General features: G+C 64.2%; 24 protein-coding genes. 9 read left to right on the top strand and 15 right to left on the bottom strand.

Annotation, left to right across the window (positions count from 1 at the left end):
- The first annotated feature begins 19 nt into the window (after positions 1 to 19).
- Positions 20 to 1,258, top strand: a complete 1,239-nt coding sequence (locus XW59_RS05450) for an MFS transporter (RefSeq protein WP_047143716.1) — start codon at positions 20 to 22, stop codon at positions 1,256 to 1,258.
- Positions 1,259 to 1,263: 5 nt separating this feature from the next.
- On the opposite strand, the gene XW59_RS05445 is transcribed toward XW59_RS05450, so the two are convergent.
- From XW59_RS05445 to rpoZ, 9 genes are all read right to left on the bottom strand, one after another.
- Positions 1,264 to 1,782, bottom strand: coding sequence for a PaaI family thioesterase (locus XW59_RS05445; RefSeq protein ID WP_047143715.1), 519 nt, complete (start codon positions 1,780 to 1,782; stop codon positions 1,264 to 1,266).
- Positions 1,779 to 2,537: a DNA repair protein RecO gene (gene recO / locus XW59_RS05440; protein WP_047143714.1), complete on the bottom strand. Its 759-nt coding sequence runs from the start codon at positions 2,535 to 2,537 to the stop codon at positions 1,779 to 1,781. Before recO ends, XW59_RS05445 begins: the two co-directional genes overlap by 4 nt.
- Before the next feature lie 17 nt (positions 2,538 to 2,554).
- Positions 2,555 to 3,472 carry a GTPase Era gene (era, locus tag XW59_RS05435; protein WP_047143713.1) on the bottom strand — a complete coding sequence of 306 codons (918 nt, stop codon included), beginning with the start codon at positions 3,470 to 3,472 and terminating at the stop codon, positions 2,555 to 2,557.
- Positions 3,469 to 4,221 carry a ribonuclease III gene (gene rnc / locus XW59_RS05430; RefSeq protein WP_082137408.1) on the bottom strand — a complete coding sequence of 251 codons (753 nt, stop codon included), beginning with the start codon at positions 4,219 to 4,221 and terminating at the stop codon, positions 3,469 to 3,471. The genes era and rnc overlap by 4 nt, the downstream gene beginning before the upstream one ends.
- A 42-nt stretch (positions 4,222 to 4,263) precedes the next feature.
- A complete protein-coding gene (gene lepB, locus XW59_RS05425) occupies positions 4,264 to 5,013 on the bottom strand; it encodes a signal peptidase I (protein WP_047143712.1) in 750 nt (249 codons plus the stop codon).
- A gap of 29 nt (positions 5,014 to 5,042) precedes the next feature.
- On the bottom strand, positions 5,043 to 5,504 hold the full coding sequence (acpS, locus tag XW59_RS05420; protein ID WP_047143711.1) for a holo-ACP synthase: 462 nt from the start codon (positions 5,502 to 5,504) through the stop codon (positions 5,043 to 5,045).
- An 11-nt stretch (positions 5,505 to 5,515) separates the two neighbouring features.
- Positions 5,516 to 6,094, bottom strand: coding sequence for an orotate phosphoribosyltransferase (gene pyrE, locus XW59_RS05415; protein ID WP_047143710.1), 579 nt, complete (start codon positions 6,092 to 6,094; stop codon positions 5,516 to 5,518).
- 33 nt (positions 6,095 to 6,127) lie between these two features.
- The gene (locus XW59_RS05410; protein ID WP_047143709.1) at positions 6,128 to 8,359 is read right to left on the bottom strand and encodes a bifunctional (p)ppGpp synthetase/guanosine-3',5'-bis(diphosphate) 3'-pyrophosphohydrolase; all 2,232 of its coding nucleotides are present in this window, start codon (positions 8,357 to 8,359) and stop codon (positions 6,128 to 6,130) included.
- Between the two features lie 117 nt (positions 8,360 to 8,476).
- On the bottom strand, positions 8,477 to 8,878 hold the full coding sequence (rpoZ, locus tag XW59_RS05405) for a DNA-directed RNA polymerase subunit omega (RefSeq protein WP_047143708.1): 402 nt from the start codon (positions 8,876 to 8,878) through the stop codon (positions 8,477 to 8,479).
- A gap of 275 nt (positions 8,879 to 9,153) precedes the next feature.
- Between rpoZ and XW59_RS05400 the strand changes: the two genes are divergently transcribed.
- Entirely contained in the window at positions 9,154 to 9,732 is a 579-nt protein-coding gene (locus XW59_RS05400) for an NYN domain-containing protein (protein ID WP_047143707.1), read from the top strand.
- Complete coding sequence (locus XW59_RS05395) at positions 9,732 to 10,394, top strand: uracil-DNA glycosylase (protein ID WP_047143706.1); 663 nt, start codon at positions 9,732 to 9,734, stop codon at positions 10,392 to 10,394. The genes XW59_RS05400 and XW59_RS05395 overlap by 1 nt, the downstream gene beginning before the upstream one ends.
- 39 nt (positions 10,395 to 10,433) lie before the next feature.
- Here the strand turns inward: XW59_RS05395 and XW59_RS05390 are convergent, their stop codons facing one another.
- Positions 10,434 to 10,832, bottom strand: coding sequence for a TonB C-terminal domain-containing protein (locus XW59_RS05390; RefSeq protein WP_136067950.1), 399 nt, complete (start codon positions 10,830 to 10,832; stop codon positions 10,434 to 10,436).
- A 21-nt stretch (positions 10,833 to 10,853) separates the two neighbouring features.
- Here XW59_RS05390 and XW59_RS05385 point away from each other — a divergent pair, with 21 nt between their 5' ends.
- Together XW59_RS05385 and XW59_RS05380 are read left to right on the top strand one after the other, a co-directional pair.
- Positions 10,854 to 11,078 carry a BrnT family toxin gene (locus XW59_RS05385; RefSeq protein WP_082137407.1) on the top strand — a complete coding sequence of 75 codons (225 nt, stop codon included), beginning with the start codon at positions 10,854 to 10,856 and terminating at the stop codon, positions 11,076 to 11,078.
- On the top strand, positions 11,062 to 11,331 hold the full coding sequence (locus XW59_RS05380; RefSeq protein WP_047143704.1) for a BrnA antitoxin family protein: 270 nt from the start codon (positions 11,062 to 11,064) through the stop codon (positions 11,329 to 11,331). Before XW59_RS05385 ends, XW59_RS05380 begins: the two co-directional genes overlap by 17 nt.
- Before the next feature lie 15 nt (positions 11,332 to 11,346).
- Here the strand turns inward: XW59_RS05380 and smpB are convergent, their stop codons facing one another.
- The gene (gene smpB, locus XW59_RS05375) at positions 11,347 to 11,820 is read right to left on the bottom strand and encodes an SsrA-binding protein SmpB (RefSeq protein WP_047143703.1); all 474 of its coding nucleotides are present in this window, start codon (positions 11,818 to 11,820) and stop codon (positions 11,347 to 11,349) included.
- A 27-nt stretch (positions 11,821 to 11,847) separates the two neighbouring features.
- Entirely contained in the window at positions 11,848 to 12,729 is an 882-nt protein-coding gene (gene dapA / locus XW59_RS05370) for a 4-hydroxy-tetrahydrodipicolinate synthase (protein ID WP_047143702.1), read from the bottom strand.
- A 241-nt stretch (positions 12,730 to 12,970) separates the two neighbouring features.
- On the opposite strand from dapA, the gene XW59_RS05365 reads away from it, so the two are divergent.
- Both XW59_RS05365 and XW59_RS05360 read left to right on the top strand, forming a co-directional pair.
- On the top strand, positions 12,971 to 15,067 hold the full coding sequence (locus XW59_RS05365) for a lytic transglycosylase domain-containing protein (protein WP_082137406.1): 2,097 nt from the start codon (positions 12,971 to 12,973) through the stop codon (positions 15,065 to 15,067).
- A gap of 248 nt (positions 15,068 to 15,315) precedes the next feature.
- Positions 15,316 to 16,215, top strand: coding sequence for an alpha/beta hydrolase (locus XW59_RS05360; protein ID WP_047143701.1), 900 nt, complete (start codon positions 15,316 to 15,318; stop codon positions 16,213 to 16,215).
- A 200-nt stretch (positions 16,216 to 16,415) separates the two neighbouring features.
- Here XW59_RS05360 and XW59_RS05355 read toward each other — a convergent pair whose 3' ends face one another.
- On the bottom strand, positions 16,416 to 17,504 hold the full coding sequence (locus XW59_RS05355) for a porin (protein ID WP_052957985.1): 1,089 nt from the start codon (positions 17,502 to 17,504) through the stop codon (positions 16,416 to 16,418).
- Positions 17,505 to 17,945: 441 nt separating this feature from the next.
- Between XW59_RS05355 and XW59_RS05350 the strand changes: the two genes are divergently transcribed.
- On the top strand, positions 17,946 to 18,131 hold the full coding sequence (locus XW59_RS05350; protein ID WP_047143700.1) for a hypothetical protein: 186 nt from the start codon (positions 17,946 to 17,948) through the stop codon (positions 18,129 to 18,131).
- A gap of 53 nt (positions 18,132 to 18,184) precedes the next feature.
- Here the strand turns inward: XW59_RS05350 and XW59_RS05345 are convergent, their stop codons facing one another.
- The gene (locus tag XW59_RS05345) at positions 18,185 to 19,114 is read right to left on the bottom strand and encodes a hypothetical protein (protein ID WP_047143699.1); all 930 of its coding nucleotides are present in this window, start codon (positions 19,112 to 19,114) and stop codon (positions 18,185 to 18,187) included.
- A 389-nt stretch (positions 19,115 to 19,503) separates the two neighbouring features.
- Here XW59_RS05345 and XW59_RS05340 point away from each other — a divergent pair, with 389 nt between their 5' ends.
- Positions 19,504 to 20,592, top strand: coding sequence for an alpha/beta hydrolase (locus XW59_RS05340; protein ID WP_047143698.1), 1,089 nt, complete (start codon positions 19,504 to 19,506; stop codon positions 20,590 to 20,592).
- Between the two features lie 240 nt (positions 20,593 to 20,832).
- On the opposite strand, the gene XW59_RS05335 is transcribed toward XW59_RS05340, so the two are convergent.
- Positions 20,833 to 21,372 carry an AAA family ATPase gene (locus XW59_RS05335; protein WP_047143910.1) on the bottom strand — a complete coding sequence of 180 codons (540 nt, stop codon included), beginning with the start codon at positions 21,370 to 21,372 and terminating at the stop codon, positions 20,833 to 20,835.
- Positions 21,373 to 21,463: the final 91 nt, after the last annotated feature.

The following is a 21,463-nucleotide window of genomic DNA, read 5'->3' as shown; positions in this document are numbered from 1 at the left end:
AAGTCGTCAGGAACTCCCCATGTCGCAATCCGCCACCGCCTCCCGCCATCAGGCAGCCCTGCCCTGGCTCATCATCATCTGCGGCTGTCTCATCGCCGCGTTGACGTTCGGCCCGCGCTCGGCCATGGGCTTCTTCCAGCTGCCGATGCTGGCGGAAAAGGGTTGGGACCGCACCACGTTCGGGCTCGCCATGGCGATCCAGAACCTCGCCTGGGGCATCGGAACGCCGATCTTCGGCGCGCTTGCCGACAAATACGGCACCTGGCGCGTGCTTGCGCTCTCGGGTGTGATGTATGCCGCCGGCCTGGTGCTGATGGCGGCGGCCACCACGCCCGGCATGCTGCATATGAGCGGCGGCGTTCTCGTCGGGCTCGGCGTCGCCTCGGGCTCGTTCGGCATCGTGCTCGCCGCCTTCGCCCGCAACGTTCCGGCCGAAAGCCGCAGCTTCGTCTTCGGCCTCGGCACGGCCGCCGGCTCGGCCGGCATGTTCCTGTTCGCGCCGCTCAGCCAGGGGCTGATCTCCTCCTATGGCTGGCACGACACGCTGGTGATCATGAGCGTGATGATGCTGATCATCCCTGTGCTCGCGATCCCGCTGCGCGGAAACTCCTCCTCAGGGGCCGCGCAGCAGGCGGTCTACGAGCAGACGGCGGGCGCGGCCCTGCGCGAGGCGATGGCGCACAAGAGCTATCTGCTGCTCGTCTCCGGCTTCTTCGTCTGCGGCTTCCAGGTGGCCTTCATCACCGCGCATTTCCCGGCCTATGTCGCCGACCTCGGCATCGACGCGCGCTATGCCGTGATCGCGCTCGCCCTGGTCGGCTTCTTCAACATCATCGGCTCGCTCGCCGCCGGCGTCATCGGCCAGCGCTATTCGAAGCCGATGTTCCTCGTCTGGATCTATCTCGGCCGCTCGATCATCGTGACGGCCTTCCTTTTGTTCCCGCAGACGCCGACCACGATCATCGTGTTCGCGATCCTGATGGGCCTGCTGTGGCTTTCGACCGTGCCGCCGACCAACGCGCTGGTCGCCATCATGTTCGGCACCAGGCATCTCGGCATGCTCGGCGGCATCGTCTTCTTCTCGCACCAGATCGGCTCGTTCCTCGGCGTCTGGCTCGGCGGCTATCTCTACGATCTCTTCGGAACCTACGATCCGGTCTGGTGGCTCGGCGTGCTCCTCGGCCTGTTCGCGGCGGTGGTGCACTGGCCGATCAGGGAGAAGCCCGTCGATCGGCCGGCGCTCGCGGCGGCGGAATAGCCGGGTCAGCGCGGGGCGAGGTTGCCCACGGGAAAGATCGAGCAGGTTTCGGTGCCGAAGGCGAGCAGCTTGCCCGCCTCGTCGAGAAGCCTCGCCTCGGAGACGGCGAGCGTGCGCCCCTTGTGGACGACGGTGCCCTCGCAGACCACGATGCCGGTCTTCGGGGTGATCGGCCGGGTCAAATTCACCTTGAACTCGGCCGTGGTGTAGGCCTCGCCCTTGTCCAGTGTGGTGTGCACGCAGCAGCCCAGCGCCGAGTCCAGGATGGTGGCGGCCCAGCCGCCATGCACGCCGCCCAGCGGGTTGAGATGGCGTTCGCTCGGCAATCCCTTGAAGACCGCCCTGCCCGCGCCGACCTCCACCAGCGCGAAATTCATCCGCTCGGCGATGCTCGGCGCCGGATAGAGCCCGTCGACCACCCGCTGCAGGAGTTCGAGGCCGGTATAGCGCATGACGTCCTCATGCGGGATCGTGCCCAGGCCCAGTCGCGAGACATGGCCCGGGAACAATTCGATTTCGCTCATGCGGCGTGCTCTCCGTTTCGGCTTTGGTTGTTGAAGGATTTGCGCAACGCGCCGAGAAAGCCGGCGCGCGCCTCCGGCTCGGCCAACCCGCGCGGTTCGTAGACATGGCGCAGGAAGAAATAGCCGGTGAGGCGAAACGCCTCCTCCATTGCGGCGAGATCGCCCCTGAGGCCGGAACCGCGCCGCAGGAAGGCGGGCAAGGGCAGCAGCTTGTCGGCCCAGGGCGCGCCGGCGTCGCGCGAAACCGCGCGGCCGGTCTTCGGCGAGACATAGACGAGATCGTCGCTCGCCCCGCCGCCCGCGCATTTCGAAAGGTCGAGCCCGAAGCCGAGCTCGTCCAGGATCAAAAGCTCGAAGCGGACGATGAGCTCGCCCGCCGAGCGCGGATCGTCGATATATTGGAGAAGCAGCTCCAGCGTCTCGAAGAGATTGGCGTGCGGGTCGCGCTCGGGCAGCAGGCGCAGATGCGCGGCGATCGTCTGCAGGCCGTAGACGGCGGCGGCGCTGTCGAAGAGGCGGGCGGCGTGAAGCTCCAGCGGTTCGATCTGGAAGAGGCCGAGATGCTCGTCGAGGCGCGCCCGCCAGACGAGGTCGACGCGGTTTCCCGGCTGGAGCACGGGCTGCATCTTACGCGAGCGGCCGCCCCGCACCATGCCGAGATGACGGCCGTGGGCGCGCGTCATCACCTCCAGTATGGCGCTGGTCTCGCCATGCTTCCTCGTTCCGAGGATGATGCCTTCGTCACGCCATTCCATTGTTCAATGTTGAACGTTTATCTGGGGAATTCAAGCCCCATTTCGCGGTAGCGCTCCGGATCGTCGCCCCAATTCTCGCGCACCTTGACGAAAAGGAAAAGGTGCACCGGCTGCTCGAGGATATCACCGAGCTCCGTGCGGGCGGCCTGGCCGATGGCGCGGATCGTCTCGCCCTTGTGGCCGAGCACGATCTTCTTCTGGCTGTCGCGCTCGACATAAATGACCTGCTCGATGCGCACCGAGCCGTCCTTCTTCTCCTCCCATTTCTCGGTCTCGACATGGGAGGAATAGGGAAGCTCCTGGTGGAGCCTCAGATAGAGCTTCTCGCGCGTGATCTCGGCGGCGAGCTGGCGCATCGGAAGGTCGGAAAGCTGATCCTCCGGATAGTACCAGGGGCCGGCGGGCAGCCTCTCGGCGAGATAGTCGAGGAGATCGGCGCAGCCGGACCCGGTCAGCGCCGAGATCATGAAGGTGCGCTCGAACTCGACGCGCGTGTTCGCCTCCGCCGTGAGCGCGAGGAGCGTTTCGCGCTTGACGCGATCCACCTTGTTGAGGATCAGCACCTTGGGCTGGCGCACGCCGGCGAGGTTTTCGAGGATCGCCTCGGCGTCGCCCCTGATGCCGCGTTCGGCGTCGATCAGCACGAGCACGATGTCGGCATCCTTGGCGCCGCCCCAGGCGGTGGTCACCATCGCCTCGTCGAGCCTGCGGCGCGGCTTGAAGATGCCGGGCGTGTCGACGAATACGATCTGGGCGTTGCCGTGAGTGGCGATGCCGCGCACGACGGCGCGGGTCGTCTGCACCTTGTGGGTGACGATCGACACCTTTGCGCCGACGAGCTGGTTGACCAGCGTCGACTTGCCGGCATTGGGCGCGCCGATGAGCGCGACGAAACCCGACCGGGTTTCAGGCGTTTGCGGAGCCGTTTCGCTCATTGCGTGTTCTCTTCTTCCTGCCAGACGCCTTCGCGCACCAGAATGTCGGTGGCGGCCGCCTGCTCGGCCTCGCGCTTCGAGCGCCCGATGCCGACGCCTGCTTCAAAACCGTCCACGATGGCGCTGACCGTATAGACCGGATCATGATCCGGTCCCTCCCGCTTGTCGACCGAATAGACGGGCACGGCCTTGGACATCTGGTGCGCCCATTCCTGCAATTCGGTCTTGGCGTCGCGGCGGGCCGCGGTCTCAGCCTTCGAACGGCCTTCCCAGTAGCGGCGGATGAAGCCCCTCGCCGCTTCGAGACCGCCTTCCAGATAGACCACCGCGATCACCGCCTCCATCACGTCGGCGCGCAGATTGATGCGCTTGCGGGCCGAAAGCGACCTGATCTCGCTGCCGGCCTGTATCAGCTCCGAAATGCCCGCCTCGTCGGCGATCTCCGCCAGCGTTTCCGCGTTCACCAGCGCGTTGAGCCTGACCGACAGCTCGCCCTCCGCTGCCTTCGGATTGGCGTCGAACACCATCTGCGCGACCACCAGGCCCAGCACCCGGTCGCCCAGGAACTCCAGCCGCTGGTAGTCGCCCGCATGCGCCCCGCGCGCGCTGGCGTGGGTGAGCGCACGGCGCAGGCGCTCGGCGTCGCGTACCGGGCAGCCGGCGATCGCCTCGACCGCGCTCGCGAGCGTTTCGTTGTTCTGCGGCTTCGCGGCCATCACGCCATGATCCGGGGATCTTTGCCTGAGCATCGGGACAGTCCGAAAACCGGAGCCACTGTTCGGTCCGATGCTCTAGCGGACAGCGGAGAAAATGCGCGTGGGACGCATCGCGGTCGGCCATTTCCAGATTTCGAGCGGGCTCGCGCCCTCGGAAATCGAGAAGAAGATGATGTTGGCGCGGCCGACGAGATTCTCCTCCGGCACGAAGCCGACCGAGAAGCGGCTGTCGGTGGAGTTGTCGCGGTTGTCGCCCATCATGAAGTAATGGCCGGCGGGAACGACGAATTCGCGCGTGTTGTCGCCGATCGAGTTCGGCGTCAGATCGAGCGTGTCGTAGGAGACGCCGTTGGGCAGCGTCTCGCGATAGACGTCGACCGGCCGGTTCATCTCGGTGATGTCCGGATTGTTGATCTCGCCGACCTTTTCCCGCGGCACCGCGTCGCCATTGATGAAGAGCTGGCCGTCGCGCATCTGGACGCGGTCGCCCGGCAGGCCGATCACGCGCTTGATGTAGTCGAGCGACGGATTGGGCGGGAATTTGAAGACGACGACGTCGCCCCGCTCGGGCGCGCTGCCCCAGATGCGGCCGGAGAAGAGATTCGGCGAGAAGGGCAGCGAATGGCGCGAATAGCCATAGGCCCATTTCGTCACGAAGAGATAGTCCCCCTCGAGCAGGGTCGGGCGCATCGAGCCCGACGGTATCGAGAAGGGCTGGAACAGGAAGGTGCGTATGACGAGCGCAAGCAGCAGCGCCTGCACGATGACGCTGACGGTCTCGCCAAGGCCACCGGATTTCTTCTGCGATTTGTCGGCCACGCTCATCTCTTCCTCGATTGCAAGTTGAGACCGTCTTAGCGGCTTGATCCGCGCTGGGCAACGCCATTGCCGGCTTGATCAGACGAGTGTGGCGCTTGTTCGGCGGGCAAGGCCTCGATGATGACAAACGCCTGGGCGAGCGGGAAATCGTCCGTGATCGTCAGGTGTATGGCCGCGCGGTGCCCGTCGGGCAGCATCTCGGCGAGGCGCTTTGCCGCGCCGCCGGTGAGTTCCATCGTCGGCTTGCCGCTCGGCAGGTTCACCACGCCCATGTCGCGCCAGAAAACGCCGCGCGCAAGGCCGGTCCCGAGTGCCTTGGCGCATGCCTCCTTGGCTGCGAAGCGCTTGGCGTAGGAAGCCCCGCGTTCCTTGCGCCGTTCGGACTTCGCCTGCTCGACATCGGTGAAGACGCGCCGCACGAAGCGCTCGGGATGGCGCGAGAGGGTTTTTTCCACCCGCCTGATGTCGATCAGATCACTGCCGATGCCGATGATCATCGCTCGATGTCCTATATGTTCCGGCTCCCCGGCTTGACCGCCGGGATCGCCGCCAGTTCCGGCGGGAGCTGGTCGGCGGGATAGGATGGCACCTCGTATTCGGCGAGCGCCACCAGCGGCACGCCGACGTCGGCCTTGCCGGCCGAGCGGTCGATGATGCAGGCGGCGGCGGCCACCTCGGCGCCGAGCTTGCGCATGCACTCGACCGTCTCGCGGATCGAAAGCCCGGTCGTCACGATGTCCTCGACGATGACGACGCGCGCGCCCTCGGCGATCTCGAAGCGGCGCAGGCGGAACTCGCCGTTCTCGCGCTCGACCCAGATCGCGGGCACGCCGAGATGGCGCGAGGTCTCGTAGGCCGGGATCAGGCCGCCGACCGCGGGGCCGACGACATAGTCGATGCGGCCCGGCACCTCCTCGCGGATGCGCGCGGCGAGCGCCTTGCAGAGCCTCTCGGTCTTGTCGGCGTGCATGAACACGCGCGCCTTCTGCAGGAAGGTCGGGCTGCGCAGCCCCGAGGTCAGGATGAAATGGCCCTGCAGGATGGCTCCCGCCTCGCGGAATGTCGCGAGCACCTCTTCAGTGTTCATGCTTGTCGTCCTTCCTTGCTTTTCCGGTGAGGCTCAGCCGTTGACCCGGCGAACCGCGCTCACGCTCGGATTTTCCTTCAACTGGGATATCAGCCGGTTGAGATGTTTCAAATCCCAGACTTCCAGGTCGAAGATCATTTCGGTGAAGTCGGGCGCCGTGCGGACCATCGAAAGCGTGTGGATATTGGCGTCGTTCGAGGCGATCGTCTGCGAGATGTTGGCAAGCGAGCCCGGTTCGTTGATGGCCGTCACCGACACACGCGCGGGAAAGCGCTCCTTCATGTCCTCGTCGATGTCCCAGCGCACGTCGATCCAGCGTTCCGGCTGGTCGTCGAAGGCGGTGAGCGAGGGGGACTGTATCGGATAGATGGTGATGCCGGCTCCCGGCTGCAGGATGCCGACGATGCGGTCGCCCGGCACCGCGCCCTCGGGAGCGAAGCTCACGGGAAGATCGCCGCGCACGCCGCGAATCGGCAGCGCCTCCTCCTTCTTGTTCGTCTTCTTGCTCTTGCGCGAGGACGAACGGCCCGGAATCTGGAACAGCATGCCGGCCGCGTTGCGCAGGTTGAACCAGCCCTCCTCGCGCGACTTGGCCGCGACCTGGCCGGCGCGCTCGTCCTTGTGATCGGGATAGACCGCCTTCATGACGTCGAGCGAGGAAAGCTCGCCGCGGCCGACGGCGGCGAAGACGTCCTCGATGTCCTTGCGCGCCAGCCGGTGCAGCACCGCCTTCACCGCATCCTTGGAGAAGCTCTTGCCCGAGCGCTCAAAGGCGCGTTCGAGGATGCGGATGCCGAGGCCGGAATATTGCTTGCGGATCGCGTTCTTGGTGGCGCGGCGGATCGCCGAGCGCGCCTTGCCGGTGACGACCACCGATTCCCAGGCGGCGGGCGGCACCTGCGCCTTGGAGCGGATGATCTCCACCTCGTCGCCGTTCTTCAGCTCCGTCATCAGCGGCATGATGCGGCCGTTTATCTTGGCGCCGACGCAGGTGTCGCCGACATCGGTGTGGACGGCGTAGGCGAAGTCGATGGGCGTGGCGCCGCGCGGCAGCGCGATAAGGCGGCCCTTCGGCGTGAAGGCGAAGACCTGGTCCTGGAAAAGCTCGAGCTTGGTGTTCTCGAGGAAGTCCTCGGGATTGTCGCCCTCCGACAGCGCCTCGATCGTCTGGCGCAGCCACGCATAGGCGTTGGTGTCCTTGGAGATGGAATGGCCGGCGCCGTTGTGCTTGACGCCGTCCTTGTAGATGGAATGAGCGGCGACGCCGTATTCGGCGATCGCATCCATTTCCCTGGTGCGGATCTGCAGTTCCACGCGCTGGCGCGAGGGGCCGACGATGGTGGTGTGGATCGAGCGGTAGTCGTTCTGCTTCGGCGTCGAGATATAGTCCTTGAAACGTCCGGGCACCATCGACCATGTCGTGTGGATCGCGCCCAGCGCCCGATAGCAGTCCTCGACGCTGTCGACGACCACCCGGAAGCCGAACAGATCCGACAATTGCTCGAAGGAAAGCGCCTTCGCCTCCATCTTGCGGAAGACCGACCACGGCTTCTTCTGGCGGCTCTTCACGAGTGCCTCGATATGATATTTCTCGAACAGGCCCGAAAGCGCGTGCTCGATCTCGCCGATGACGCCGCGATTGCGTTCGAAAATCTCCGCCAGCCGCTCGGTGACGGCCTTGTAGGCCTCCGGATTGATGTAGCGGAAGGCGAGCTCCTCCAGCTCCTCGCGCATGTCCTGCATGCCCATGCGGCCGGCCAGCGGCGCATAGATGTCCATCGTCTCCTCGGCGATGCGCAGCCGCTTGTCGGCGCGCATGTGGTCGAGGGTGCGCATGTTGTGCAGGCGGTCGGCGAGCTTGACGAGCAGCACGCGCACGTCGTCGGAGATCGCGAGCAGCAGCTTGCGGAGATTTTCGGCCTGCTCCGCCTTCTTCGATACGAGATCCAGCTTCTTGAGCTTGGTCAGCCCCTCGACCAGCTTGCCCATGTCGGGACCGAAGAGCTCGTCGATCTCCTGCCTGGTGGCGGTGGTGTCCTCGATCGTGTCGTGCAGAAGGGCGACGGCGATCGTCGCCTCGTCCATGCGCATGTCGGTCAGGATCGCGGCGACTTCCAGCGGATGGGAGAAATAGGGGTCGCCCGAAGCGCGCTTCTGGTGGCCATGCTTCTGCATGGCGTAGACATAGGCTTTGTTGAGCAGTGCCTCATTGACGTCCGGCTTGTAGCGCTGAACACGCTCGACAAGCTCGTATTGACGCATCATGGGCCGCAATCCTGATCTTCAGACGAACGAAAACATGCGCCACGTTTGCAACGAGGCGCATGTTCTTAGATAGACATGATTGCCAAGCCACGAAAGTGGCGACGATCAATCCAAGACTTAGAAATCGTCGCTTTTTTCCGGCGGAACGAGCCCTTCGATGCCGGCGAGAAGGTCTTCCTCGCTCATGCGGTCGAAAGTGATGTTCTCTTCCTCGCCTTCGGCCTCGATCGTCGTCGCCGCGTCGGAAGCGTCGGCGGTGACTTCCGGCAGATCGGCTTCTGGCTCGTCGACCTCGACATGCTTCTGCAGCGAATGGATCAGGTCTTCCTTGAGGTCGCCGGGCGAAAGCGTCTCGTCGGCGATCTCGCGCAGCGCCACCACCGGGTTCTTGTCGTTGTCGCGATCGACGGTGATCGGCGCGCCTTGCGAGATCAGGCGGGCGCGATGGCCGGCAAGCAGCACCAGCTCGAAGCGGTTCTCGACCTTGTCGATGCAATCCTCAACAGTTACGCGGGCCATTCATCGCCCCTTTCATGCATGGATGTGTTGGAAGAATTAGGCGGTCCATAACGCGAACGACGTCCAAACTCAAGCTTTATGGTGAGACGGCGGCGACACAAGGCGGCGCATCATACGCCACCTTGCACGGTTTTCGCAAAAACGTGATCGATTTTGGGGCTTGCGGGCACGGTCCCCTTGGAACCAAGATTCGCGGGCGTTATTTCATAGTATGTACGATGCATGTCCATGAACGCGTTTTTTGACCGCCGATATTGCCGACAAGGAATTTGAACATGTTCGATTCAAGGGAAAAAATCGCCCTCTTCATAGACGGCGCAAATCTTTACGCCACCTCGCGCGCCCTGGGGTTCGACATAGACTACCGCAAGCTGCTGGCGAGCTTCCACAAGCATGGCTATCTCCTGCGCGCCTACTACTACACCGCGCTCGTCGAGGATCAGGAATATTCCTCGATCCGCCCGCTGATCGACTGGCTGGACTACAACGGCTACAAGGTCGTCACCAAGCCGGCCAAGGAATTCACCGATTCCGCCGGCCGCCGCAAGATCAAGGGCAACATGGACATCGAGCTGACCATAGACGCGCTCGAACTGTCCGACGTGGTCGATCACTACGTCATCTTCTCCGGCGACGGCGATTTCCGCACGCTGGTTGAAGCGCTGCAGCGGAAGGGCCGCAAGGTCAGCATCGTTTCCACCATGAGTTCGACCCCGCCGATGATCTCCGACGACTTGCGCCGTCAGGCCGATCACTTTATCGACCTTGCCTCATTGAGAAGCGAGGTTGGTCGCGAGCCGTCCGAAAGGCCGCAAAGGCGCAGCGACCCGACGGAAGACGAAGAAGACTATTGATGCAGACATCGCCGGCCGAGGCGGAGCCGCCGCGCAACTGCGCGCTCTGCCCCCGCCTCCACGACTTCATCGGGCTGTGGCGCGAGCGCGAACCCGACTGGTTCAATGCGCCCGTCCCGACCTTCGTCGCGCGCGGCGGCGACAAGAGCGTGCGCTTCCTAATCGTCGGGCTGGCGCCCGGCCTGCGCGGCGCGAACCGCACCGGCCGGCCCTTCACCGGAGACTATGCGGGCACCCTGCTCTACGGCACGCTGAAACGCTTCGGTTTTTCGAGCGGCGAGTTCCAGGCCCGGCCCGACGACGGCGTCGAGCTGATCGGCACCGCCTTGACCAATGCCGTGCGCTGCGTGCCGCCCGAGAACAAGCCGGTGGGCAGCGAGATCAACACCTGCCGGACCTTCCTTGAGCCGACGATCGCCCGCTTCCCCGATCTCGCGGCCATACTGACGCTGGGCACGATCGCGCATCAGTCGACGGTGCGCGCGCTCGGCAAGAAGGTCGCCGACTTCCCCTTCGCCCACGGAGCGATGCGGAATGCCGACGGCATCGGGCTTTTCTCCAGCTACCACTGCTCGCGCTACAACACCAACACCGGCAGGCTGACCGAGGAGATGTTCGTGGAGGTGTTCGGACGGGTGCGCGCGTTCCTCGACGGCGCGTGACGAACCGACGACCGTACCGGGCAGCGGCACACGCTGGAACTACTTGCCGCCGATGCTGACAATGACGCCGAAACTCTTCGACGCCATGGACTTCGGTACGTTGGGAATGGGCGGAAGCCGCTCGAAGGTTCGAGCGACAATCTTGCTCAATTCCGGCGAAACCGAGCTTTTCAAGATCCGAACGTCCTTGATTGCTCCGTCCTGACCAATCCGAAAGAAGACCTTGACCGGCCTTGCATCCGGGCGCCAGGCCGCCTGACCGAGCTTGAGATCGAAACGAACCTGGTTCACGTGCTCGCTCACGCGCTTCACATATTCCTGGCTCGTTTCGGCCAAGGATATCTGCGTTCCGAAAAGGAACAAAACGCCGATCAGAAAGAATCGCATGGGCCCCCACCCTTCTGCCTCAAGTAGAGGGGAGAAGCCGTTTTCTGTCAATTCGCTTCGGGAACGCCCGCCATCTCCTTCGAAGCGGAGCAGGTTTTTCTCAACGAGCCATTGCTAGTTGCCGGCGATGAAAGGCACAGCGGCAGTGAGCGGCGGTTTCACGCTTTGGGTCATGCAGGAAACGGCAGGCGCCTTCATATCACCTTCACGCTCCGCTACGACGCGCGCCTGATCCGCGTCATTTCCGCCCGCGACATGAGCCGAAAAGAGAGAGCCGTCTATGACCAGCAAGATTAGGCAACCGCTCCCGGAATTTCGGGACGAAGCAGAGGAACGGCGCTTCTGGGAAACGCACGATTCCGCGGATTACATCGAGTGGAGCAAGGCGGAGCGAGTGCGCCTGCCCAATCTCAAGCCGTCGACCACCTCGATTTCGCTGCGGCTTCCCGTGTCGTTGCTGGAGCAGATCAAGATCGCGGCAAACAAGCGCGGCATGCCCTACCAATCACTCATCAAGGCTTGGCTTTCCGAGAAAGTGGACATCCGCTAGGCGGGGCCAAGCCCCCTACCCCCGCTCCTTCAGGAGCCGGCTCTTCTCGCGGTTCCAGTCGCGCTGCTTCTCGGTCTCGCGCTTGTCGTGCAGCTTCTTGCCGCGCGCCACCCCCAGGAGCAGCTTCGCCCTGCCGCGATCGTTGAAATAGATCTTCAACGGCACCATCGTCATGCCCTCGCGCTCCACCGCCTGGGCGAGCCTCGCCATCTCCTTCTTGTTGAGAAGGAGCTTGCGGCGGCGGCGCGGCTCGTGGTTGAAGCGGTTTCCCTGCAGATATTCCGGCAGGTAGGAGTTGATCAGCCAGACCTCGCCGCCCTCGACGGAAGCGTAGGATTCCTGGATGTTCGCCTGGCCCTCGCGCAGCGACTTCACCTCCGTCCCGGTCAGCACGAGACCCGCCTCGAAAGTGTCGAGCACCTCGTAGGAGAAGCGGGCCTTGCGGTTTTCGGCAACGGTCTTGTTGTTCGGATTCTTTTCTTTAGCCATGTTCCATTCGAACGCGCCCGGGGCGCGTCAGTTCAACAGGCCCGCATGCACCATGGCCGCGTCGATCTTCTCGGCGGTCGACGCCTCGACCTGGACCAGCGGCAAGCGGACGACATTTTCGATTCTGCCGAGGCGCGAGAGGGCATATTTGGTGCCCGACACGCCCGGCTCGATGAACAGCGCCTTGTGAAGCGGCATCAGCCTGTCCTGCAGTTCCAGCGCGCGCTCCCTGCTGCCGGAAAGCGAGGCTTCCTGAAATTCGGAGCAGAGGCGCGGAGCGACGTTGGAGGTCACCGAAATGATGCCGACGCCGCCATGGGCGTTGAAGCCCAGCGCGGACGCATCCTCGCCCGACAACTGGACGAATTCCTTGCCGCAGGTGATGCGCTGCTCGGAGACGCGTTCGACCTTGCCGGTGGCATCCTTGACGCCGACGATGTTCTTGAAGTCGTTCGCCAGGCGTCCCATCGTCTCCGGCGCCATGTCGATCACGGAACGCGGCGGGATGTTGTAGATGATGATCGGCAGGCTGGTCGCCTTCGCGACCGCGGCGAAATGCTCGTAGAGCCCGCGCTGGGTGGGCTTGTTGTAATAGGGCGTGACCACGAGCACGGCATTGGCGCCCGCCTTTTCCGCGTGACGCGCCAGGCTGACCGCCTCGGCGGTGTTGTTGGAGCCGGCGCCGGCGACGACCGGAACCCTGCCGGCGGCGATCTCGACGCAGGCCTTCACCACTTCGTGATGCTCGTCATGCGTGAGCGTCGGCGATTCACCGGTGGTGCCGACCGGCACGAGACCCTTGGTGCCCTCGGCTATCTGCCATTCGACGAAGTCGCGGAAAACCGCTTTGTCAAAGGATCCATCCTTCGCAAAAGGCGTTACCAGCGCTGTGAAGGACCCTGTGAACATGTCGTGTTTGCTCCCGGAAATTTCCGTATGGAATGCGGATATCTGACGATTTTCGCCTTCTAACCCAAGGCGAGGCGGCGCACCATAGTCTTGCCACGAGAATGCGGCAAGCGACGTTCGCTGGATAAGGAAAATTGCAAACGACGTCGCTAACCTTTCATTAACTTACTCTTCACCGGCCATTGGTAGGTTCACAGCACATCCGCGCTGAATTAGTATCTCGTTTACCAGGGGCTTGGTCATGAAGAGAGGGAATCCGCAAATCCGAACGCTCGCAGCAACCATTGCCGTGACATTGCTGCCCGGCCTGGCCTTCGCCCAGCCGGCGCTTCCGGATACGCCTCCGCTCCCCTTCGACCGGCCGGGAACCCCGATCGCGGCCTCGGCGATCGACAGCGTGATCACCACGGGCTCCGTGGCCGCCTATTCCGCCGGCATGGCCTCCGATCTCGTCAGAACCGGCAGCGTCGAGAAGCTGAAGAGCGGGCTCGACGCGCTTTCCTCCGGCGACGTCGCCCGCGCCCGCGTCGTTCGCGACAATCTGCCGGCGAATTCGCTCGACCGGCATATTCTGATGTGGGCGATCGCCGTCAGTGGCGGATCGGGCGTGCCCAGTGGCGAGATCGCGCAGGCCGCTCACACGCTTTCCGGCTGGCCCGGCATGAGCACGCTCCGCGAGAACAGCGAGAAGGCGCTTTACCGCGAAAATCCCGGCCCGCGCGCCGTGCTGCAGGCGTTCGGCAATTCGCGCCCGCAAACCGCGGAAGGCACGATCGTGCTGGCCCGCGCGCATCTGGCGACCGGAAACACGCAGGCCGCGCGCGCCGTGCTCTCGCCCTTCTGGCGCAAGGAGCGGCTGGAGGCGGCGGAGGAAGCCGCGATCATCAAGGAATTCGGCGGCATCATCCCCAAGGCCGACCATCGCGCCCGCATGGAGCAGATGCTGCACCACGACCGCATCACCTCGGCCGAGCGCGTCGCCGGGCTTGCCGGCGCGCGCGAGCTCGCCGCCGCGTGGGCGGCCGTCACCCGCAACGAGAAGAACGCCGGACGCCTGCTCGACGCGGTGCCGTCGAACCAGCGCGCCGCCGGCTTCATCTTCGCGCAGTCGCGCCATCTGCGCCGCAACGGCATGTACAAGGAAGCCGCCGCCGTCATGCTCAAGGCGCCGAAGGACGCGGCCTCGCTGGTCGATCCCGACGCCTGGTGGATAGAGCGGCGCGTGCTGTCGCGCGAGCTTCTCGATATCGGCGATCCCGCCACCGCCTACAAGCTCGCCGCCGCGCATTCGGCCGAGAGCCCGGCGCGCGCCGTCGATGCCGAGTTCCACGCCGGCTGGTACGCGCTTCGCGGCCTGCGCGACGCCAGCACCGCGTCGCGGCACTTCGCGAAAATCGCCGAGATCGCCGACGGTCCGATTTCGCTGTCGCGCGCCTATTACTGGATGGGCCGTTCGGCGGATGCCGGCGGACCGGGCAACGCGCGCAGCTATTACGAGCGGTCGGCGAGCTACGGCACCGCCTTCTACGGGCAGGTTTCCGCCGCCAAGCTCGGCCGCAACGCGATTTCGGCCAGCTACCCGTCGCCGAGCAATGCCGACCGGCAGAATTTCGAGCGCCGCCAGGCGGTGCAGGCGATCCGCAGGCTCGAGCAGGCCGGCCACGAGCGACGCGCCGAAAGCCTCTATCGCGGCCTCGCCCAGGAGCTGGCGAGCCCCGGCGAGCTGGCGATGCTGGCGGTGATGGCGGAGCGGCAGGGGAACCACTTCCTCGCCCTGCGCGTAGGGAAATGGGCCGCCGCGCGCGGGCTCGACGTCGGGGCACTGGCGCATCCGACCGGCGCGATACCGGCCAATGCCAACATTTCCGGCTCGGGCAAGGCGCTGGCCTATGCGATCGCCAGGCAGGAGAGCGAGTTCAACGTTTCGGCGCGCTCCGGCGCCGGCGCGCTCGGCCTCTTGCAACTGCTTCCCGGCACGGCGAAGGAGATGGCGCGCAAGGCCGGCCTTTCCTACTCGCAATCGAAGCTGACGACGGATCCCGGTTACAACGCCACGCTGGGCGCCGCCTATCTCGGCGAGCAGCTCGCCCGCTTCTCCGGCTCCTACGTGCTCACCTTCGCCGGCTACAATGCCGGCCCGCGCCGGGCGCAGGAATGGGTCGAACGCTACGGCGATCCGCGCGGCAAGGATATCGATACCGTCATCGACTGGATCGAGCGCATCCCCTTCCACGAGACGCGCTCCTACGTGCAGCGCGTGATGGAGAACTACCAGGTCTACAAGATGCGGCTGACCGGCCAGACCAACATCGCATCGGACCTCATTTCGGGCCGCTAGCGAGCGAACGGCCGGCACGGCGGGGGTCGAAGATGACGGGCGGGCGGCACCTGCCCCGACGCGTCGTCATCCCCGGGTCCGGAACCGAACGGGGTGAGGTGGAGGACCCCGGGAAGCCATGCCTGAACCGCGAGGTGAGGCGGCACGGGCACGAGATCCCCGCCCTCCCCAACCGTTCGGGCTTCGCCCCGAACTGACGAAGACGACCCCATTGTTAAGGCTGGGGATGGAAATTGGGGGGAATCCGCATGCGATCGCTCGGCGGCACCGAAGGCGAGGATTTCCATTATTCCGCCGCCGACGGCTTGCGGCTTCACGCCCGCATCCATGGCGGCGGCGATCGCGATGCCCTGCCGGTCGTGTGTCTGCCCGGACTGACACGAAACGCACGCGATTTCGACGCGCTCGCGCTCCATCTCTCCCGGAACGCGGCAAGGCCGCGGCGGATCGTCTGCTTCGATTACCGGGGACGCGGCAAGTCGCAACATGATCCCGACTGGCGGAACTACAATGTCGCCGTCGAGGCCGGCGACGTGCTCGCCGGGCTTGCCGCCCTCGGCATCCGACACGCCGCCTTCATCGGCACCTCCCGCGGCGGATTGATCGTCCATGTCCTGACCGCGATGCGGCCGACGATCCTCAAGGCCGTCGTGCTCAACGATATCGGGCCGGTGGTGGAAAATACGGGACTGGCACAGATCCGCGCCTATCTTTCGAACGCGAGGAAACCGCGCGACTTCGCCGAGGCGGCAGCCATCCAGAAAGAGATTCACGGCGAGGCGTTTCCGGCGCTCTCGGACGACGACTGGCGCCGCATGGCCTGGGCAATCTACCGCGAGGACGAGGGAATTCCGGTCGCCGATTTCGACCCTGCCCTGCTGAACACGCTCGCCATGCTCGATCTCGACAAGCCGCTGCCGGCGCTATGGCCGCAATTCGATGGGCTGCGGCACGTGCCGATCCTCGCGATTCGCGGAGCGAACTCGAAGCTGCTTGCGGCCGGGACATTGGCGGAGATGGCGCGCCGCCATCCCGATATCGAAACCGCCGAGGTCGAAGGCCAGGGCCATGCGCCGTTTCTGGAGACGGGCGGCCTGCCGGGCCTGATCGAGCGCTTCTTGGACCGGGCCGATCCCGAACACGGCTGATCCCGGCCCCGCTCCTTCCTGGAGCATTGCCGGATGAGGTGGAACGTCGCCGCTGCGAACAGCGCGCTCCGGCGCTTCCGACCTGAAACGATCCGACGATTTTCGCCCGCTAGGGGGTGTTTCGGTGAAAACCTGAACTGCCCTAAACAAAAAAACCCGGCGGTTGCCCGCCGGGTTTCTCAAATCAGCTTTGAAGCCGATTAGAAGTCGCGCTGGAAGCGAAGGAAGCCAGCGAAACCGTCCTGATCGTCGAGCTCTTCGCTGAGGTCGGAGTAGTAGCGACCTTCAGCCTTGACGACGAGGCTGTTGTTGCCGAACGGGCTGTAGGCAACCTGAGCACCGATTTCGTAGGTCTCGCTCTCGAAGAAGTATTCGCCAGCGAGGCCGAGGCGAACCTGCGGCGACACGGTGTAGCCGAGGTCACCCATGACGGCCCAGTCGGTCGGACGACCGGCGGAGTCGAGAACGGTGTAGGTGCCTTCGCGATCGTCGTGATCCGAGTAGAACACGCCGAGCTCGGCGTACCACGGACCGGCGGTGTAGTCGACCACGCCGCGAACACCCCAGGTCTCGGTGAAGTCGTCGTAACCGGCGATCACACCGATGAACGAGCCGGCAGCGAAGTCGTAGCGCAGACCGCCTTCGACGTTCGGCATCCAGTTGGTGTCTTCCTCGTCCTCGACGAGAGCGACGATACCGGAGAAGGCGCCCGAGGTGAAGGTGTAGCTGACTTCACCAGCCTGGTTGAAGGCGTAGTTACCGCTGTCAACCCAGCCCGAGTGACCGAAGCCGAGGAAACGCGACCACGGCGATTCCGACATACCGACGCGGAGCACGCCGCCCGGATTGCCGACTTCGATGAAGCCGTAGAGCAGGTTGGTGCTCTGGCCGTATTCAGAGCGATAGCTGCCGTCGTCGAAGCGCTCGTAGCCGGAAAAGCCCCAGTCGAACTCGAGCTCGGCGTAGCCGCGCAGGGTACCCCAGGCGGTTTCGGTGCGAACGTCGAAGTTCGGAGCGAAGCGGGCCAGCTTGATATAGCCGTCTTCCGGCGCGCCAATGCGGTCGGCATAGGCTTCGTCAAACGCGGTGATCTGGTAACGGAAGTAACCGCCGATCTTCAGGCAGTTCTCGGTTCCCGGAATGTAGAAGAAACCAGCGCCGTACACGTCGCAGACGCGAACGTATTCCATCGGCTCGGGCTCCGGAATGACGATCGCGTCAGCAGCGCGAGCGCCGGTCGCAGCGACTACTACCGCTGCCGAGCCGAGAAGAAGGCTCTTGATGTTCATTTCTGACCTCCAGTCAAAAGTTTAAAGTACGGGTCTGGGTTCTTATTTTGCTGAAGGACAGCGTTCCCTGCCCCATCCCCACTATGAAAAAGACGCGGTGAACGCCCCTTCTTCGATCATGACAATACGCATGCCGCCGCGCCGTTCAACCAGGATTGCCGTTCCCCGGGGATTGCGCACGCTCTATCCAAATCCGCTGTTGCACAAATGACACGATTTAAGGAGGGGCGGAAAGCATTCGTTAACCATGGGGCCTTGCCACCGCCCATCCGACCCGCCCCGAAGGCCGCGAATCTTCGTGAAAAGCCGGTTGCGGCGCGGAATCGGCAACCAATCGGCGAAATCCGATTCGTCATTGATTCCCTCGCCTCGACGGACCGGCGGAAGGGAACATCGGCGCCACCGGGCAGTTGCTCTACGCATAGTGACCAGGAGGCCGCCATGGGCAAGGACGTCGAACGAAAGACCGATTGGCTGGAGGAGGATGGCGCCGTCGACGCCGAAATCCGCTATCTGGCGGAACACACCGACCTTTCTCCCAACCAGGCGCGCGAGCTCGTGCGCGAGCACGGCACGGATCGCGGGAAGCTCATGGAGATCGCCCGCACGCTGAAAGCGGAAGGATAGGCGCAGCCGACCGCGCCGCTGGCCCGACCGGCGGGCCAGCGGAACGCAAGGGCCTATCGGGATTCCCGCAGGGCGGAGAGGAGCCTGCCGTAGGTCGGGGCGAGCTTCCGCAGAATGGCAGCCGCCTCGACATCGCGCCCGACCGTCAGCGGATATTGCAGCGCCCCGACCAGCAGCGCCTGTTCGGACGCGATTTGCGATGCCTCGCGGCAGCCGATCCGCGCGAGGCACGTCGCTGCATCGGCGAGCCGCCGGGCGCCGACACGCACCGCGAAATGAATCAGGTGGCCACGCAGGTCGTCGTCGCATCCGTTCTCGACCGTGCGGGCGAGAGCCTCGGCCGCCTCGCCGTTGCCGATGGTGCCTCCGGGCAGATGTCGCGAGCACTGCATCGACAGCAACCGAACCGCGTGGGGCAACGAGGCCCTGATCACGTCGGCCTCACGAACCTCGCGCACGCGCCGGAAACCGGTCCGCATCGTGTAGGGCTCGCCGTAATCGACGGTCCGCGCCCGCCACGCGGCCATGAAATCGTCGAGCGGCAAGCATGCGAAGGGGTGGCCTTCCGGATCATGCATCCTCACCCGACCATCCTCGACCGCGAGCGCCACGACGTAGTGATCGGCCCCGATCGGGCCGTTCCTGCCCGGCTGATGCCGCAGCCACCCCATTTCCACCGGGCCGACCCAGGCCGGACCTTCGGCAAGCGCCGCCACGAGCCGCCGGAGCGCCTCTTCCGCGCTCCCGCCCCTCGTGCGGGTCGAGGTCCAGCCCATCGCTTCGAGCGCGTTGTCGACGCCCGCCTCGGGCGTCCACCCGTAGGGATCGAAGAATGGCAGGGTGCCGCCGACGATCTGCATTCCGAACGGACTGCCCGTGACGAACTCGATGACAGCCGTGGCTGGCGCATCTCCGCCGAACATCATGGCGAGCGAATTGGAGTAGCAATACGGACCGGAGCCCGTATACGCGAAATGTTTCATGAAACTACCTCCGATGAAAATTCGAGAGGTAGAGCAAGAAGGACAATTTAAAAAATATTGTCAACTGTACTTTTGATTGGCGCTGATTGAAAAGAAAAATTCGATCCGTTCGAAATTAAATCCAATTATTTTCTGAAATAGTTCCAAAAAATATTTCAATTTTTGGAACGCCCTCCTCCGGCCTCTTCGGCGTCGTTCTGACGGCTCCAGCCCGGCTCGGTTCTGACGGCCGCCCAGTCATGGCGTGCGCCCATAAGCCCTAGCGATGTGCGGCGTCTAATCGCCCGGGATCGCCGGCGTTACATTGCTGTTCATCCATTCGGCTGGCTGGCGCGCTGTGCGTCACGGGCCGGGTTTCTCCTCTCTCCACACGGCAAGGAGCCACTTTGATGAACAACCCAGTCAACCGCAGAACGATGATGCAGGGTTCCCTCGTTACCAGCACCGCAATATTGGCGGCCGCGCGTTCCGCGTCTGCTCGGCCGGCCCCTGCCCCGACGAACGAACACGGCCTTCAACTGACCGAGGATTGGGACAAGACCTTTCCGAGAAGCGAGCAGGTCGATCACCGCAAGGTGACGTTCAGGAACCGCTACGGCATCGCCCTGGCCGCCGACCTATATACGCCTAAGGACCGCGGCGAGCGGAGGCTGGCGGCACTCGCGGTCAGCGGCCCCTTCGGCGCGGTCAAGGAGCAGTCCTCCGGCCTCTACGCGCAGACCATGGCGGAGCGCGGCTACGTCGCGCTGGCGTTCGACGCGTCCTTCACCGGCGAGAGCGGCGGCGAGTTCCGCAATCTTGCATCCCCCGACATCAACACCGAGGATTTCAGCGCGGCCGTCGACTATCTCGGATTGCTGCCTTCGGTCGACCGGGAGCATATCGGCGTCATCGGCATCTGCGGCTTCGCCGGAATGGCCCTGAACGCGGCCGCGGCGGACAAGCGCATCAAGGCCGTCGTGACCACCAGCATGTATGACATGTCCCGCGTGATGGCCCGTGGCTATTACGACAGCCTCACCGCGGAACAACGCGCCGAGGCGCTGGAAAACATGAGCCGACAGCGCTGGGTCGACGCCGAACGGGGCTTTCCAGCTTCCGGCCCGCGGATTCTGCCCGAAACGCTGGATGGCGTCACCGATCCCGTCGTCCAGATGTACTTCGATTACTACCGCACGCCTCGCGGCTTCCACCCGCGGTCGCCCAACTCCACCGCGGCCTGGACCGCGACCTCGGCGATGTCGTTCATGAACATGCCGCTGCTGACCTATATCGACGAAATCGCGCCGCGGCCGATCCTGCTGATTGCCGGTGAAAATGCGCACTCGCGCTATTTCAGCGAGGACGCGAACCGGGCGGCGGCGGACCCCAAGGAACTTGTCATCATCGACGGCGCCGACCACGTCGACCTCTACGACCGCGTGGACGTGATTCCTTTCGACAGGATCGCCGATTTCTTCAACGGCAATCTGGCCTGACCGCCGACGAGAAGGCCGGGCGCGGGCGAAACCCAGCCCCGGCCATTTGCGGCACGCGCTCGGCAATCACGGCCTGGCACATGGGCGACCCCGGCCCGGCCGGAGCGGTTTGGACGCGCATGGACCTGGCCGACGACGCAATTCCGCGTCATGGCAACGAAAAGCACGCGTTGAGGACGCCTTGGCCCTCCTGAATGGAGATGGAAGCAAACAGCGCGTTCGAATTGCCGCCGCTGACTATCAGGTAAGTCGATACGCATCACTGTCCAACGCGGCCGTCACGCGCAACAGTAGGCTTTCTCGATCATCGCCTTCGGTTGCCAGCACGTGCCGCTCGAGAGGACCGAGCGCGGAGAACTGCTGGTAAAGCGCCGTGATGGGTTCGGGATCGGATAGTGTATCGCCTCCTCGGTCGCGACAGCGTTCGATCGCAGTTTCCAGGGCCGGGCGAAGCACGATATAGTGAACAGGAAGGCTGAGGCCGATCTTTGCGAAAGCTTCAAGGAACCACGGCCCGACGATGCCGTCGACGATGACGAAGTAACCGCCTTTGGCATAGCCGGCTGCGACGTTTGCCAGAACGTCAAGCACCACCTCGTTCTGGTGATGCGCTTCTGGAAGATAAGGTTGGATAGCCCCGTGCCTTATGAAATGCCAGAAGTCGTCTGCATGCAGATGCACCTTGGACGACCCGTCCAAGGCTGCCAGAGCAGAGGCGGTGGTTGTTTTGCCTGCTCCTGGGGTTCCAGTCAGGATAAGGATTTCACCTCTGTGATCGATGCTCAACGATATTTCTCACTACTCGATACGCACTGCTGCGTTGTGGCAGCTCGTAGATGATAGTTCGAACGCATTCAACGTCTCGGAAGGG

The sequence above is a fragment of the Aquamicrobium sp. LC103 genome, assembly GCF_001014615.2.
Lineage (GTDB): Bacteria > Pseudomonadota > Alphaproteobacteria > Rhizobiales > Rhizobiaceae > LBCQ02.
The sequence above is the reverse complement of the archived record's forward strand: the minus strand, read 5'-3'. Positions and strand labels throughout refer to the sequence as shown.

Excerpts from the sequence above, each read along its gene's own strand:
- XW59_RS05450 (WP_047143716.1), top strand. The coding sequence starts at position 20 with ATGTCGCAATCCGCCACCGCCTCCCGCCATCAGGCAGCCCTGCCCTGG.
- XW59_RS05445 (WP_047143715.1), bottom strand. The coding sequence starts at position 1,782 with ATGAGCGAAATCGAATTGTTCCCGGGCCATGTCTCGCGACTGGGCCTG.
- recO (WP_047143714.1), bottom strand. The coding sequence starts at position 2,537 with ATGGAATGGCGTGACGAAGGCATCATCCTCGGAACGAGGAAGCATGGC.
- era (WP_047143713.1), bottom strand. The coding sequence starts at position 3,472 with ATGAGCGAAACGGCTCCGCAAACGCCTGAAACCCGGTCGGGTTTCGTC.
- rnc (WP_082137408.1), bottom strand. The coding sequence starts at position 4,221 with ATGCTCAGGCAAAGATCCCCGGATCATGGCGTGATGGCCGCGAAGCCG.
- lepB (WP_047143712.1), bottom strand. The coding sequence starts at position 5,013 with ATGAGCGTGGCCGACAAATCGCAGAAGAAATCCGGTGGCCTTGGCGAG.
- acpS (WP_047143711.1), bottom strand. The coding sequence starts at position 5,504 with ATGATCATCGGCATCGGCAGTGATCTGATCGACATCAGGCGGGTGGAA.
- pyrE (WP_047143710.1), bottom strand. The coding sequence starts at position 6,094 with ATGAACACTGAAGAGGTGCTCGCGACATTCCGCGAGGCGGGAGCCATC.
- XW59_RS05410 (WP_047143709.1), bottom strand. The coding sequence starts at position 8,359 with ATGATGCGTCAATACGAGCTTGTCGAGCGTGTTCAGCGCTACAAGCCG.
- rpoZ (WP_047143708.1), bottom strand. The coding sequence starts at position 8,878 with ATGGCCCGCGTAACTGTTGAGGATTGCATCGACAAGGTCGAGAACCGC.
- XW59_RS05400 (WP_047143707.1), top strand. The coding sequence starts at position 9,154 with ATGTTCGATTCAAGGGAAAAAATCGCCCTCTTCATAGACGGCGCAAAT.
- XW59_RS05395 (WP_047143706.1), top strand. The coding sequence starts at position 9,732 with ATGCAGACATCGCCGGCCGAGGCGGAGCCGCCGCGCAACTGCGCGCTC.
- XW59_RS05380 (WP_047143704.1), top strand. The coding sequence starts at position 11,062 with ATGACCAGCAAGATTAGGCAACCGCTCCCGGAATTTCGGGACGAAGCA.
- smpB (WP_047143703.1), bottom strand. The coding sequence starts at position 11,820 with ATGGCTAAAGAAAAGAATCCGAACAACAAGACCGTTGCCGAAAACCGC.
- dapA (WP_047143702.1), bottom strand. The coding sequence starts at position 12,729 with ATGTTCACAGGGTCCTTCACAGCGCTGGTAACGCCTTTTGCGAAGGAT.
- XW59_RS05365 (WP_082137406.1), top strand. The coding sequence starts at position 12,971 with ATGAAGAGAGGGAATCCGCAAATCCGAACGCTCGCAGCAACCATTGCC.
- XW59_RS05360 (WP_047143701.1), top strand. The coding sequence starts at position 15,316 with ATGCGATCGCTCGGCGGCACCGAAGGCGAGGATTTCCATTATTCCGCC.
- XW59_RS05355 (WP_052957985.1), bottom strand. The coding sequence starts at position 17,504 with ATGAACATCAAGAGCCTTCTTCTCGGCTCGGCAGCGGTAGTAGTCGCT.
- XW59_RS05350 (WP_047143700.1), top strand. The coding sequence starts at position 17,946 with ATGGGCAAGGACGTCGAACGAAAGACCGATTGGCTGGAGGAGGATGGC.
- XW59_RS05345 (WP_047143699.1), bottom strand. The coding sequence starts at position 19,114 with ATGAAACATTTCGCGTATACGGGCTCCGGTCCGTATTGCTACTCCAAT.
- XW59_RS05340 (WP_047143698.1), top strand. The coding sequence starts at position 19,504 with ATGAACAACCCAGTCAACCGCAGAACGATGATGCAGGGTTCCCTCGTT.